At 63.2% G+C, this 12,179-nt stretch carries 14 protein-coding genes and 1 tRNA gene; 9 read left to right on the top strand and 6 right to left on the bottom strand.

Features of this window, described 5'->3' with window-relative positions:
- The first annotated feature begins 64 nt into the window (after window positions 1-64).
- The 6 genes from U4960_RS14310 (at window position 65) to U4960_RS14285 (ending at window position 5,077) form a co-directional block, all read left to right on the top strand.
- A complete protein-coding gene (locus U4960_RS14310) occupies window positions 65-340 on the top strand; it encodes a metal-sensitive transcriptional regulator (RefSeq protein ID WP_221538598.1) in 276 nt (91 codons plus the stop codon).
- Window positions 337-966: a DUF2231 domain-containing protein gene (locus tag U4960_RS14305; RefSeq protein ID WP_324261292.1), complete on the top strand. Its 630-nt coding sequence runs from the start codon at window positions 337-339 to the stop codon at window positions 964-966. Before U4960_RS14310 ends, U4960_RS14305 begins: the two co-directional genes overlap by 4 nt.
- 484 nt (window positions 967-1,450) lie before the next feature.
- Window positions 1,451-1,813 carry a DUF411 domain-containing protein gene (locus tag U4960_RS14300; protein WP_324261291.1) on the top strand — a complete coding sequence of 121 codons (363 nt, stop codon included), beginning with the start codon at window positions 1,451-1,453 and terminating at the stop codon, window positions 1,811-1,813.
- 39 nt (window positions 1,814-1,852) lie between these two features.
- Window positions 1,853-4,219: a heavy metal translocating P-type ATPase gene (locus U4960_RS14295; RefSeq protein WP_221538604.1), complete on the top strand. Its 2,367-nt coding sequence runs from the start codon at window positions 1,853-1,855 to the stop codon at window positions 4,217-4,219.
- Between the two features lie 51 nt (window positions 4,220-4,270).
- Window positions 4,271-4,450, top strand: coding sequence for an ion channel (locus U4960_RS14290; RefSeq protein WP_278323610.1), 180 nt, complete (start codon window positions 4,271-4,273; stop codon window positions 4,448-4,450).
- Window positions 4,451-5,077 (top strand): DUF305 domain-containing protein, encoded by a 627-nt coding sequence (locus tag U4960_RS14285; protein ID WP_324261290.1) that lies wholly within the window; start codon window positions 4,451-4,453, stop codon window positions 5,075-5,077.
- A 131-nt stretch (window positions 5,078-5,208) separates the two neighbouring features.
- Here U4960_RS14285 and U4960_RS14280 read toward each other — a convergent pair whose 3' ends face one another.
- Window positions 5,209-6,357, bottom strand: a complete 1,149-nt coding sequence (locus U4960_RS14280; RefSeq protein ID WP_061926341.1) for a tyrosine-type recombinase/integrase — start codon at window positions 6,355-6,357, stop codon at window positions 5,209-5,211.
- Window positions 6,358-6,523: 166 nt separating this feature from the next.
- Window positions 6,524-6,614: transfer RNA gene (locus U4960_RS14275), tRNA-Ser, on the bottom strand.
- Between the two features lie 214 nt (window positions 6,615-6,828).
- On the opposite strand from U4960_RS14275, the gene U4960_RS14270 reads away from it, so the two are divergent.
- From U4960_RS14270 to U4960_RS14260, 3 genes are all read left to right on the top strand, one after another.
- Entirely contained in the window at window positions 6,829-7,605 is a 777-nt protein-coding gene (locus U4960_RS14270) for a DUF1134 domain-containing protein (RefSeq protein WP_324261289.1), read from the top strand.
- A gap of 89 nt (window positions 7,606-7,694) precedes the next feature.
- Window positions 7,695-8,870 carry an aromatic amino acid transaminase gene (locus U4960_RS14265; protein ID WP_324261288.1) on the top strand — a complete coding sequence of 392 codons (1,176 nt, stop codon included), beginning with the start codon at window positions 7,695-7,697 and terminating at the stop codon, window positions 8,868-8,870.
- Window positions 8,871-8,879: 9 nt separating this feature from the next.
- On the top strand, window positions 8,880-9,467 hold the full coding sequence (locus U4960_RS14260; protein ID WP_324263119.1) for a GNAT family N-acetyltransferase: 588 nt from the start codon (window positions 8,880-8,882) through the stop codon (window positions 9,465-9,467).
- Between the two features lie 15 nt (window positions 9,468-9,482).
- On the opposite strand, the gene U4960_RS14255 is transcribed toward U4960_RS14260, so the two are convergent.
- From U4960_RS14255 to U4960_RS14240, 4 genes are read right to left on the bottom strand one after another with little or no spacing between them, the layout of a single operon-like run.
- Complete coding sequence (locus U4960_RS14255; protein ID WP_324261287.1) at window positions 9,483-10,100, bottom strand: riboflavin synthase; 618 nt, start codon at window positions 10,098-10,100, stop codon at window positions 9,483-9,485.
- A 5-nt stretch (window positions 10,101-10,105) separates the two neighbouring features.
- Entirely contained in the window at window positions 10,106-11,086 is a 981-nt protein-coding gene (gene ribD / locus U4960_RS14250) for a bifunctional diaminohydroxyphosphoribosylaminopyrimidine deaminase/5-amino-6-(5-phosphoribosylamino)uracil reductase RibD (protein WP_324261286.1), read from the bottom strand.
- Entirely contained in the window at window positions 11,067-11,516 is a 450-nt protein-coding gene (locus tag U4960_RS14245; protein WP_324261285.1) for a hypothetical protein, read from the bottom strand. Before U4960_RS14245 ends, ribD begins: the two co-directional genes overlap by 20 nt.
- Before the next feature lie 50 nt (window positions 11,517-11,566).
- Entirely contained in the window at window positions 11,567-12,145 is a 579-nt protein-coding gene (locus U4960_RS14240) for a DUF4402 domain-containing protein (protein WP_324261284.1), read from the bottom strand.
- Between the last annotated feature and the right edge of the window lie 34 nt (window positions 12,146-12,179).

Here is a 12,179-nt window from a genome sequence, read left to right as displayed (position 1 = left end):
TATATACCCCCCAGGAGTATTGCAAGATACCCCGCGGGGTATTGCGGCAGATGGAGTGCAAAACGTGTCAGCAACCGATGGTTCCCGCATCGTCAATCGTCTTCGCAGGATCGAAGGACAGGTGCGCGGCGTCGCGCAGATGATCGAGAACGATCGCTACTGTATCGACGTCCTTAATCAGGTGCAGGCAATAAAGGCCGCACTGGGTCGGGCCGAGAGCGAGATACTCAAGCGCCATGCTGCGTGCTGTGTGGCTGACGCGATTGCCAGCGGTGACGCTGACGAGCAGAAACAGAAGTTCAGCGAGCTGGTCGACCTGTTCGAGAAGGCAAAGCGGTGACTTCCGTTCTCCGCTTTTTCGCCAGCCTGGCCCTCTTCCTCTCGGCAACGGTTGCGTTCGCGCACGGTGACGAAAAGCACGGCGGCGAAGAGGCGCGTCCAGCGGCAAGCGAGGTCGCCCATGCTCAGCCCGGGCACGATATGGAGGCAACGGGAAGCGCTGCGATTTCGAATGAAGCCGTGGAAGGTCACGATGACGAGCAGGCTCAGAGCGAAGGTATCATCGGCGTTCTCAAGAGCCTGCATCCGGCAACGGTCCACTTTCCGATAGCGCTCTTCTTGATGGCCGCGCTTACCGAGCTGTTCGTTATGTCCCACCGTACACCCGAACGTGAAGCGGCCGTAAGGATCATGATCTTTGGCGGCGCTGCGGGAGGTGTCCTCGCCGCCCTCTTCGGGTGGATACACACTGGCCTGTGGTTCGGCGGCGATTTCGTCATGCAAGTCCACCGCTGGAACGGCATGCTGATTGCTGTCCTGGGCATTGCAGCAGCCTGGATTGCTTACCGCGCTTCAGGTTCGCGCGCTGCTCTGCGCGCATTGCTTTTTCCGATTGCCGCATTGCTCATTGTTCAAGGCTTCATGGGTGGAGAGCTCGCCCACGGACTCAATCATTTTAAGCTCTAAAGGAACCTCTCATGCGTCCCGTTACCCTCGCATTCGCTGGAAAGTTGCTTGTTGTGCCTTCCTGCCTGTTGACGCTTGCAGCATGCGGTGACCCCGAAATGCCGGTCGATGATGGAGCGCCGGCGGCTGAGACGACGATCGCTTCTCCCGCTGCGACCAAGCCCGAAGTTACGGCCACGCCCGCAACGGATGAGCCGATTGCCGTTCCTACCCAGGCTCCTTCGCCCAGTTCATCGCCCACTGCTTCGGCTCGCAAGGCCAGCCCTGCCCCTGTGGCGACACCTGCACCTGGCCCGACCGCAACGGCCGCTGCGGATCCGCATGCCGGGCACGACATGTCGAACATGTCGGAAGAGGACATGAAAACCATGGGACACGACTGATGAACTCGAATGGAAACAAGACCCGCCGCCCCTTTCTGCCCGTGCTCGGCACTGCACTTCTCGTAGCATGCACAGGCGCAGCTCAGGCTGCGAACTTCACCATGTACCGCGATCCCAGTTGCGGATGCTGCGAAGCCTGGGCAGCGCATATGCGCCACGGTGAAAAGCACGAGGTCGAGACGGTCGATCACCCCGACATGGCGTCGGTAAAGACTGAGCACGGCGTGCCAGATGACTTGCGTTCGTGCCATACGATGATCGCGGACGGCTATGTGATAGAAGGACATGTGCCTTCAGCTGACGTCGAGCGCCTGCTCGCTGAAAGGCCCGAATGGGTCCAGGGTCTGGCGGTCGCAGGTATGCCGCTCGGCTCGCCAGGTATGGAAGCCGGGGGACGGACCCAGCCCTATCAGGTCATCGCTTTCGGCAATGGCCGCCGTGAGATTTTCGCGTCCTATCCCTGATCTCGATCACACACTCCTGCCACGCAGAGGAGGCCGACTATGAGCTGTTGCGATACCCATCACACGGAGGATGCGAGAGGGGAAGGCAGCGCGATCGATCCCGTCTGCGGCATGAGTGTTACGATCGAGGGCGCCACACATGTCGCTGAGCAGGATGGTGCGACCCACTACTTCTGTTCGGCGCGGTGCAAGGACAAGTTCGTAGCCGACCCGGAGCACTATCTTTCGGGCGCGCATCTCAATCAGGTTGAGGACGTTCCCGAAGGGACGATCTATACCTGTCCCATGCATCCCGAGATCCGCCAGGTAGGACCGGGAAGCTGCCCCATCTGCGGTATGGCGCTGGAGCCCGAGACGGTCAGCCTGGAGGATGGACCCGATCCCGAACTCGTCGACATGACGCGGCGCTTCTGGGTCAGCACGCTCTTCACCTTGCCGTTGTTCGTCTACGCGATGAGCGACATGGTACCCGGGATCAGCTTCGACCGGCTGATCGAGCCGGCAAGTGCGCAATGGGCCCAACTGTTTCTCGCTACACCGGTGGTGCTGTGGGGTGGCTGGCCTTTCTTCGTGCGGGCGTGGCAATCCATCAAGACCCGCAATCTCAACATGTTCACCTTGATCGGTTTCGGTGTTGCGATTGCCTTTCTGTTCAGCCTCGTCGCGACGCTCCTGCCCGATATATTCCCGCCCGCCTTCCGCGATCACTCTGGCCACGTCGGTGTCTATTACGAGGCGGCGGCGGTCATCACCACACTTGTCCTGCTCGGCCAAGTGCTTGAACTCAGGGCGCGCGGCTCGACATCGAGCGCGCTGCGTGCGCTTCTAGAACTCGCGCCGCCGACAGCGGTCAAGATATTCGGGGCCGGCGACGAGCGCGAAGTGTCGCTCGACCATTTGGCGAGCGGTGACCTGCTCCGCGTCCGCCCGGGTGACAAGGTACCGGTCGATGGCGAGGTGACCGAAGGCGCGAGCTCCATCGACGAGTCCATGATCAGCGGCGAGCCATTGCCGGTTTCCAAGAAGGTCGGCGACCAGGTGATCGGCGGAACGGTCAATCAGACGGGTGGCTTTGTGATGCGCGCTGGCGCAGTCGGTAAGGATACGATGCTGTCCAAGATCGTCCAGATGGTTGCCGAGGCACAGCGCAGCCGGGCACCGATCCAGCGCCTGGCCGACCAAGTCGCGGCCTGGTTCGTGCCTGCAGTGGTCGTGATAGCGGTCGTTACCTTTATTGTCTGGGCAATCTGGGGGCCTTTCCCGGCGCTGGCCTATGCACTGGTCAATGCGATTGCGGTCCTCATCATCGCCTGTCCTTGCGCGCTAGGACTAGCTACGCCGATGTCGATCATGACCGGTACCGGCAAGGGCGCCCAGCACGGCATCCTCATTCGCAACGCCGAGGCGCTCGAGACGCTTGAAAAGATCGACACGCTGGTGGTCGACAAGACCGGCACGCTAACAATGGGCAAACCCGATCTCGTAGCCGTGACCCCTCGCGATGGCCTTGATGAAACGGATTTCCTTTCCGCCGTCGCAGCAGTCGAAGCAGGAAGCGAACATCCTCTCGCCCACGCCATCGTGGAAGGCGCCAAGGCACGAGGAGTGACATTCCAAGCTGCGTCGGATCTCTCGTCCACCACCGGTGAGGGTGTCGAAGCCCGCGTAGGATCGCGCATGGTTGCTATCGGCAACGAGAAACTCATGCGTCGGCTGGGTATCGAGGATCCGGAATGGCTCGGTTCGGCAGAGGCAGGCCGCGCACAGGGCCAGACGGTAATGTTCGTCGCCATCGATGGTGCACCGGCAGGACTTATCGCGGTCGCCGACCCGATCAAGTCGACCAGCGCTGCGGCCATCCGGGCGCTGCACGAGCGCGGAATCGACGTGGTGATGCTCACTGGGGATAGCCGCGCCACTGCCGAAGCCGTGGCGCGCCAGATCGGTATCAACGAGGTCGAAGCCAACGTTTCGCCGGAAGACAAGCATCGCAAGGTCGAGGCTCTCAAGGCTTCAGGCAAGCGCGTTGCTATGGCCGGGGATGGCATCAACGATGCGCCTGCGCTGGCGGCTGCGGACGTCGGCATCGCGATGGGAACCGGTACCGATGTCGCGATCGAGAGCGCCGGCGTCACTCTGGTCCGCGGCGACCTCACCGGTGTGCTCCAAGCCATCGTCCTGTCGCGCGCCACCATGCGGAACATCCGTCAGAACCTGGTGTTCGCCTTTGGATACAACACGCTCGGTATCCCTGTAGCAGCCGGTGTGTTGTTCCCTGCCTTCGGCCTCCTTCTCAATCCGATGATCGCAGCCGCCGCGATGAGCCTCTCGTCGGTCTCGGTCATTGCCAATGCCTTGCGGCTGCGTGGGCTAAGGCTTCCGACATTGGCCGAAGGTCAGAAATGATCGCGGCTACGGCAATCGGAAAAGCTTGGCGGGTTCGCAAAGGAACCGGCCATGTCGGCCATGGATTACGATTACTTCGCCTTGATCACCGTGACGACGGTGGGCTTGGGAGGCATCTATCCGACCGATCACCTCAGGGAGATTGCAGGCATTGCGTCGCTGACGGGTTTCATCCTGATCAGATGCACGGCCCAGTACGTATACAAGACCATGAGCCAGCAGGAGGATTGAATGGCCGATAACCAGGACCCGGATCACCAGCAGCACCACGGCGGTGGGGGCAATTACTGGCGCTTCATGGCGATGGTGGCCACTTCGACCGCGATCATGTTCGGCCTGATGTATCTAAATACGTACGAGCTCGATCACGTATTCTGGAGCGAGACCCGCTTCTGGATGACTTTTGTGATGGGCGGCATGATGATGATCGTAATGCTTCTCTTCATGTGGGGCATGTACAAGGACAAGACCAAGAACTTGATCATCCTGGGCGTCGGTGCCCTGACCTTCGCGGTGGCGCTGTGGCTGGTTCGCAGCCAGGCGACCGTCAACGATGAAGAATACATGGCAGCGATGATCCCGCATCACTCGATCGCCGTTCTGACAAGTTCGCGAGCAGAGATCACCGATCCGCGTGTTCGCAAGCTCGCAGACTCGATCATCGAAGCGCAGGTCAAGGAAATCGCCGAGATGAAGATGCTGATCGAAGACATCGAGACCAATGGTGAGATGGGAGATGGCACCCCTCTCCCGGCACGGACTACCGACCTGACCCCGGAACTCTTGGAGGAGGCCGTAAAAGCGCTCGAGCGCCCTGTAGGGCCGGACGTACGTGAAGAGGTCAAGTTGGGCGACTGATATTCTTCGAACCGTGGTCGGACGGATCAGTGACAGTCATCCCGACGACCGGCAGCTTTTGGAGATCGACTGCAGTTTCTTGAATGACCGATATGAGGGCGCAAAGCCGTCGTGCCCACGAGAGCGCTTCTTTATCTTCCGACGCAGAAGTCTGACCATTCGCGCATCAGCTCACGCCGCTTGTCCAAATAGTTGGTACGGCGATAGGCCGCTTCCACTTTGTTGCTGACCGAGTGCGCTAGCGCCGCTTCCGCCACTTCGCCGGGGTAGCTTGTCTTCTCGGCGGCCCAATCTCGGAACGCAGATCGAAAGCCGTGCACCGTGAAGGCTAGCTTCGCGTAACGCAGGATCTTGAGCAGCGTCATGTCGGACATCGGGCGCAAGACATTGCGACCCGGGAAGACCAGATTGCTGCATTCAGCGTAGTAAGGTCTGGCACGTTCGAGCACGTCGATTGCCGCATCGGTCAGCGGGACCACATGTTCCTTGCCGACCTTCATACGCTCCGCTGGGACAGTCCAGAGTTTTGCGTCCAGATTGATCTCCGCCCATTTAGCACCCCGCACTTCGCCCGATCGAGAGGCAGTCAGGATCAGGAACTCAAGCCCGAGCCGTGCGACACTCGTTCGCTTGTGCAGATGCTTCAAGAAAGTTGGGACATCCTCATAGGGCATCGCAGCGAAATGGCCGTCCTGCTTGGGCTGCCGTGGCAGCGCACGACTCAGCGAGCGCATCGGCGCTTCGGTCGCGCGCATTCCGTTTGCATAGGCCCAATCGAGCACAACGCCGATCCGTTGCTTTACGCGGCGAGCTGTCTCTGGCTTTTCCAGCCAGATGTCGAGGAGCACTTCTCGGATGAGTGGGCCCTCGATGTCATTTACGAGCCGGTCGCCGAGCTTGGGAAAAGCATAGGTTTCGAGTGTATTGATCCACTGATCCTGATGCTTCCCGTTTTTCCAGGCCGCCTTTTGCTCGGAGTGGACCTTCTCGGCAGCGGCCTTGAACGTGAGGATTTCGATTTTCTGGCGCTTGCGCTCTTCGATCGGATCAATGCCTCGCTGAATATCGCGGCGCATGTCGATCGCGAGTTCGCGGGCTTCAGCCAATGTAACTAAGTCTAGTGGCCCTAGGCCGATGTCCCTTCGGCGCCCGTTTATGGTCGCGCGCAGCACCCAATACCCCTTTTTTGGGGCGGTGAGCAGCAGCGATAGGCCATCGCCATCCATGTAGCGGCCCGGTTTAGTGAGAGCTCGAATCTGAGCAGCGGAAAGTTTTCCCATAGCCATCCATCCTGGTTCTCTTCCCACATCTGCTCCCACAATAGTGGGTAGAAAGTGTGGGAAGAGTTAGAACAAAATAAGAACTAGAGATTCCGATGCAAGTCCGAAAAACCTCAGAATTCTGCGGCTTTCAGGGACTTTCTGGGATATCTAGGGATGGTATAGGTGGCGGAGACGGAGGGATTCGAACCCTCGGTACCCGGATAGGGTACGGTTCCTTAGCAGGGAACTGGTTTCAGCCACTCACCCACGTCTCCGCAAGAGGCCGCTTGTGGCAAGGCGGGCGCTATAACGGGGCCTTTGCAGCACGGCAAGCGGGGACTGCGGCCCGCGCTCATTTCGCATCGGATGCCTGGCAGCGACTCGATTCACCCCGTTTTCGATTCGTTTTGTCGCCGGTTCATTGCCGCTTCAGGCGTGAGGGACTCTCATGTGCAATGTCTTGTTACGCCTTGCGTTGACGGAGGGACCATGAGGATCGCCACGCTATTTCGCCGCAGCTTTGCTGCCATTGCCGGGGCAGGGGCCCTGCTGGCCGCGCCGCTTGCTGCCCAGCCGATCGAATCGATGGATCCCAATGCGTTTGCCATTGATGGCGACTTGGCCGAGAATCCGGGCGAGCAGACCGTCTATACCGATCCGGAGGGGGTGACCTTCACCGAAACCGCGCCTCAGGGCATGTCCGAATCACCGGGCGAAGTGGCGCCTGACTGGGCCGATCCCGCCGGCGGCCCTGACCGTGTGGCGGTGGCCGAGGCGAGTTCCTCGACCTACGGTGAAGACGATCTGATCGGCGCGGCCGAAGGCGTGTTCGGCAAGGGCGCCGAAGGTCTCGCCAAGATGATCCAGGACCTGCTCAAGGATCAGGGGCAGCCGAATGGCTATATCGTTGGTCGCGAGGCGGGGGGGGCGTTTGCTGTCGGCGTGCGGTATGGCTCCGGCACTTTGCACCACAAAGTGGAGGGACAACGCAAGGTCTACTGGACCGGCCCGTCCATCGGGTTCGATTTCGGTGCCAATGCGTCGAACACGTTCGTGCTGGTCTACAACCTCCATGACAGTGAAGAGCTCTACTCGCGTTTCCCGCAAGGAGAGGGGCAGGCCTATCTGATCGGCGGCCTCACCGCGAGCTACCTGCGCAAGGATGACGTGGTGCTGATCCCGATCCGGATGGGCGCGGGGCTGCGTCTTGGCCTCAACGCGGGTTACATGAAGTTCAGCAAGAAGCAGCGCTGGCTGCCCTTCTGAGGTCGCAAGAGGGGGCACAAGCCAGATTTGGCGTGCCCCAAAAGCATTTCCGGTTGCGAGGCCTTGCTGCGCGGGTCTAGTGGCGCGCTATGCTCGACAACCTTGCCCCACAGGCTCCCGACGCGCTCCTCGCGCTGATCAAGCTCTATGCAGCGGATGACCGCGCCGACAAGATCGACCTCGGCGTCGGTGTCTATCGCACCGATGACGGGGCGACCCCGGTGTTCGCTGCGGTCAAGGGGGCGGAGCGCAAACTGCTGGAAGTGCAGGAGAGCAAGTCCTACCTCGGGCCGGAAGGCGATCTCGGCTTCGTCCACGCGCTGATGCCTTACATTTTCGGTGCTGATGCCACCATGGGCGGTCGGATTGCAGGGATGCAGACCCCCGGCGGCACCGGCGCGGTGCGGCTGGCAGTGGCCGTGGCGCAGAAAGCCGGCGTCACCCGCATCCACATGGGAACGCCGAGCTGGCCCAACCATGCCCAGATCCTGGCTGATATTGCGCTTGAACTCGTGCCGTTCGACCATGCCCTGCCCGACGGGACGGCGAACCTCGATGCGCTGCTGAATGTCATCCGCAATGGGCAGATGGGCGATGCCGTGCTGCTCCACGGCTGCTGCCACAACCCGACCGGGATCGACTACACCCCGGCCCAGTGGGACGAAATTGCCGGGGCTCTGGCTGCCAGCCCGGTGTTCCCGATCATCGACGTCGCCTACCAGGGGCTTGGCCAGGGGATGGAGGAAGACGCCTATGGCACCCGCCGGGTGCTGGCCGCTGTTCCGGAAGCCCTGGTCGCCTACAGCTGCGACAAGAACTTCGGGTACTACCGCGACCGGGTCGGCGCGCTCTACGTGATGATGCGTGAGGAAAGCGCCTTGCCGCCGGTGGTCTCGAACCTCAATGCGCTGGCCCGCGCGGCCTGGTCGATGCCGCCTGACCATGGCGGCGCTGCGGTGCGCCTGCTGCTGGAAGACGCCGACCTGACCCGCGCATGGGAGGCTGAGCTCGACACCATGCGCGCGCGGATGCGCCAGGTCCGCGCCACGCTGGCAGCGGCGGGTACCGCCGGGTCGGTCGACCTGACACCGCTCGGTCACCAGAACGGCCTGTTTGCGATGCTGCCGGTCAGCAAGGAGCAGGTCGAGCGCCTGCAGAGCGAGCATGCGATCTACATGGCAGGGTCTGGCCGGATCAACGTGGCCGGGCTCCATTCGGGCAATATCGACCGGTTCATCGCGGCGCTGGCGGCGGTGACCGGCTGAGTGAGGCAGGTGCTGGACCGTCAGCCGGTCCTGACCGGAGAGCGCCTGGTGCTGCGCCCCTTGCAGGAGGCTGACTGGGAGGCGCTTTTCGCGGTCGCGGCTGATCCGCTGGTCTGGCAGATCCATCCCGCGCACGACCGCTGGCAGGAGCCGGTATTCCGCGAATTTTTCGCCGAGGCCCTGGCTGCCGGGGGCGCCCTGGTGGTGATCGAGCGGGCAAGCGGGGCCATCTCCGGTTCCTCGCAGTTCCGGGAGCATCCTGCGCCCGAAACGCACGGCGCTGAAAGCGCGATCGAGATTGGCTGGACGTTCCTCGCGCGAAGGCTGTGGGGCGGCGGGTACAACGCGGAAATGAAGCGCCTGATGCTGGCCCACGCGCTGCAAGCGGTCGAACGGGTCGAATTTCGCGTGGGCGAGAGCAACGTCATCTCGCGCCGGGCCATGGCCAACATCGGGGGCGTGCTGACCGAGCGGGAAGACATTACCGTGCGGGCGGGCGTCCCCCATCGCCACGTGATCTACGAGATCGACCGCGCTGGCTTTGCTGCGGGGCCGCTGGGGGAAAACTGTCGCCGGCAGGATTTCCTGCCCGCCTGACTGGTCTCGCTGCCCTTACTTCCGCAGCCCCTGCATCCGCATCAGGTAGCGGGCCAGCACGTCGATCTCGAGGTTCACCTTGTCCCCTTCGGCCAGAGCGCCAAGGGTGGTGACTTCACCGGTGTGGGGGATGATGTTGAGCGCAAAGTCGCACGAACCGTCGGGCCGGTCGCGCACATCGTTGACGGTCAGGGAGACACCGTCGACCGTGATCGAGCCCTTGGCAGCGATGAACGGGGCGAACTCGGCGCGCGCGCGGATGGCGAGGCGGATCGAGCCACCTTCCTCGCGTGCCAGCGTGACTTCGCCCACGGTGTCGACATGGCCGGTGACGATATGCCCGCCCAGCTCGTCGCCCAGCTTCAGGGCGGTTTCGAGGTTGAGCCGTCGCCCCTGCTCCCACATCCCGGGGATGGTGCAGGCGACGGTTTCACCGGACACGTCGACCACGAACCAGGCATCGCCCGCCGTCCCGCCGCGTTCGACCACGGTCAGGCACACGCCGGAGCAGGCGATCGATGCGCCGATGGCGATAGTGGCCGGATCATAAGGGCAGGCGATCCGGACCCGCAGGTCGCCGCTGCGGGTGACCTCGGTGACAGTGCCGATGGCGGTGATGATCCCGGTGAACATGTGCGTCAGCTCCCTGTGCGGGTGCGCTCATAGGCTTCGAAGCAATCGCTGCCAAGCTGCCGCCGTTCGACCAGCCGCCAGCGTCCGTGCGCCGCCCCCAGCTGGCCAAGGCCGATGTCCGCAATACCGGTCCGGGCCCCGCCAAGCAGGATCGGCGCGCGGTAGAGCTCCAGCCGGTCGACCAGATCGTCTGCCAGGAACGCTGCCGCCGCGCCGCCGCCGCCTTCCAGATAGAGATACTGCACTCCGGCGAGCTGATGGACGGCCTGAGGCGATGCGAGCACGCCTGCGCCCTTCGCCGGTCCGTGCGTCAGCACCATCCGCTCAGGACTGCGCGCTTCGAGGCCCGGCAGGCGCACATCGAGGCGAGGCTGGTCGGCCCGCCAGGTCGCGCCGCCGACCACGATCACGTCGGCCAGCGCGCGGCGGGAATGGACATGGGCGCGGGCATGTTCGCCGGTGATCCAGTGGCTTTCTCCCCCGGCTGTTGCGATCCCCCCGTCAAGCGACAGGGCCAGCTTGAGCGTGACGTGGGGGCGGCCCGATGCGCACAGGGTCAGGTATCCAGCAAGGCTGTCGCGCGAAGCCGGGCAATCCATGACAGCGGCAGCAATCCCCGCTGCGCCCAGCCGGTCGATGCCCGCACCGGCGGTGCGCGGATCGGGATCGCCGGCGCCGATCACCACCCGGGCCGGTCGCGCAGCGGCAAGAAGATCGGCGCAGGCCGGGCCTCGGGCGCTTTCGTGCGCGCACGGTTCAAGCGTGACATAGATGGTGGCCCCGCTAGCCAGCGAACCGGCCTGCTCCAGCGCCATGGCTTCGGCATGGGGGCGGCCGGTGGCCTGGGTCCAGCCGCGCCCAACCAACCGGCCATCGCGGACGACCAGCGCACCGACAGCCGGGTTGGGTCGGCTCAGCGGGCGGCCGCGCAGCGCAAGGCGTGCGGCAGCCGCCAGCCAGCGCGCGTCACTCGCTGCTGTCGTCAACCGTCTGGCCCAGCAGCTTGCGGCGTTCCGCTTCCTGAGCGGCCTGTTCGGCGGCACGTTCGCGGGCAACCCGTTCGTCGATTGCCTCAACGTCGATCCCGGTGGCCCGGCCCAGCGCGCGATAGGCGTCGCGCTGGCGCTCCAGCCGTGCCTCATATTCGGCCTGGCGTTCGTCCTGCAGGCGCTGGTTGGCAAGGTTCGACGCGGCAATCTCGGCGTCAGTCCGCCCCTCGGCGAACGTGGAGATATAGGTCACCTTCGGCCGCGGCGGGGGGATGCGCACTTCATCCCAGATAATCATCGACAGGATGCCGCCGGTGATCAGCACGGACGCAAACAGGATTGGCCAGCGGTAGGGGTTGGGGCGGCGGAATTCGCTCCAGAAATCGGCCACGCCGCCTGCCGGATTGAGTTTGGTGAAAAAGGACATGGGGCCAATGTAGGGCCTTGCCCGGCGCTGCGCCAGAGCCTGGTCCTTGCTTAGTCGTAGCTGACCGTGATCGGCACCCGCCCGCGCAGGCGCCCGCCTATGGCGACCCCGGTGCCGGTGCGGAGTGTGCCGGAGAAGGTGAATTGCAGCTGCCCGGTCGAATCGAGCATGGGTGCAGCGGGCAGGTTGGTGCGGAAATCGTGGAGTTCTGCCTGACCACCGGCCGGGTCGGCCATCACGATCGCGTCGGGCATTTTGACCCGGATGGTGCTGAGCGGTGCGCCGTTGACCACTGCACGCCCCGTCACCGGCATCCCCCCGGCGGCATCGAGGCTGCCGGTGATGTAGCGCTGGCCTGTGGCAAGGTCGAGCCAGACCTGTCCGATCCCGTCCCCCAGCAGGACCAGCCGGCCGAAATCGATATCGCTTTCGATTGTCAGCGCAATGTCGATGCAATTGGGGTTCTGGTTGGCAGCGTTGCCACTGCCGCTGGTGCAGGCAGGGGGCTGGCCCCCGTTCCCGCTCCCGTTCCCATTTCCGTTACCATTTCCGTTCCCACGCTGGGCATAGGCCGGGGCGACCGCCAGTCCGGCGGTGATCACGGCAAGAATGACAAGGCGGGCAGTCATTGTCGGATTGTCGCGCAACAGGGTTAATTTGCGG

Source organism: Altererythrobacter sp. H2 (assembly GCF_035319885.1).
GTDB lineage: Bacteria > Pseudomonadota > Alphaproteobacteria > Sphingomonadales > Sphingomonadaceae > 34-65-8.
The sequence above is the reverse complement of the archived record's forward strand: the minus strand, read 5'-3'. Positions and strand labels throughout refer to the sequence as shown.

Excerpts from the sequence above, each read along its gene's own strand:
- U4960_RS14265 (WP_324261288.1), top strand. The coding sequence starts at position 7,695 with ATGCTCGACAACCTTGCCCCACAGGCTCCCGACGCGCTCCTCGCGCTG.
- U4960_RS14280 (WP_061926341.1), bottom strand. The coding sequence starts at position 6,357 with ATGGGAAAACTTTCCGCTGCTCAGATTCGAGCTCTCACTAAACCGGGC.
- U4960_RS14270 (WP_324261289.1), top strand. The coding sequence starts at position 6,829 with ATGAGGATCGCCACGCTATTTCGCCGCAGCTTTGCTGCCATTGCCGGG.
- U4960_RS14300 (WP_324261291.1), top strand. The coding sequence starts at position 1,451 with ATGTACCGCGATCCCAGTTGCGGATGCTGCGAAGCCTGGGCAGCGCAT.
- U4960_RS14290 (WP_278323610.1), top strand. The coding sequence starts at position 4,271 with ATGTCGGCCATGGATTACGATTACTTCGCCTTGATCACCGTGACGACG.
- U4960_RS14245 (WP_324261285.1), bottom strand. The coding sequence starts at position 11,516 with ATGTCCTTTTTCACCAAACTCAATCCGGCAGGCGGCGTGGCCGATTTC.
- U4960_RS14295 (WP_221538604.1), top strand. The coding sequence starts at position 1,853 with ATGAGCTGTTGCGATACCCATCACACGGAGGATGCGAGAGGGGAAGGC.
- U4960_RS14240 (WP_324261284.1), bottom strand. The coding sequence starts at position 12,145 with ATGACTGCCCGCCTTGTCATTCTTGCCGTGATCACCGCCGGACTGGCG.
- U4960_RS14255 (WP_324261287.1), bottom strand. The coding sequence starts at position 10,100 with ATGTTCACCGGGATCATCACCGCCATCGGCACTGTCACCGAGGTCACC.
- U4960_RS14285 (WP_324261290.1), top strand. The coding sequence starts at position 4,451 with ATGGCCGATAACCAGGACCCGGATCACCAGCAGCACCACGGCGGTGGG.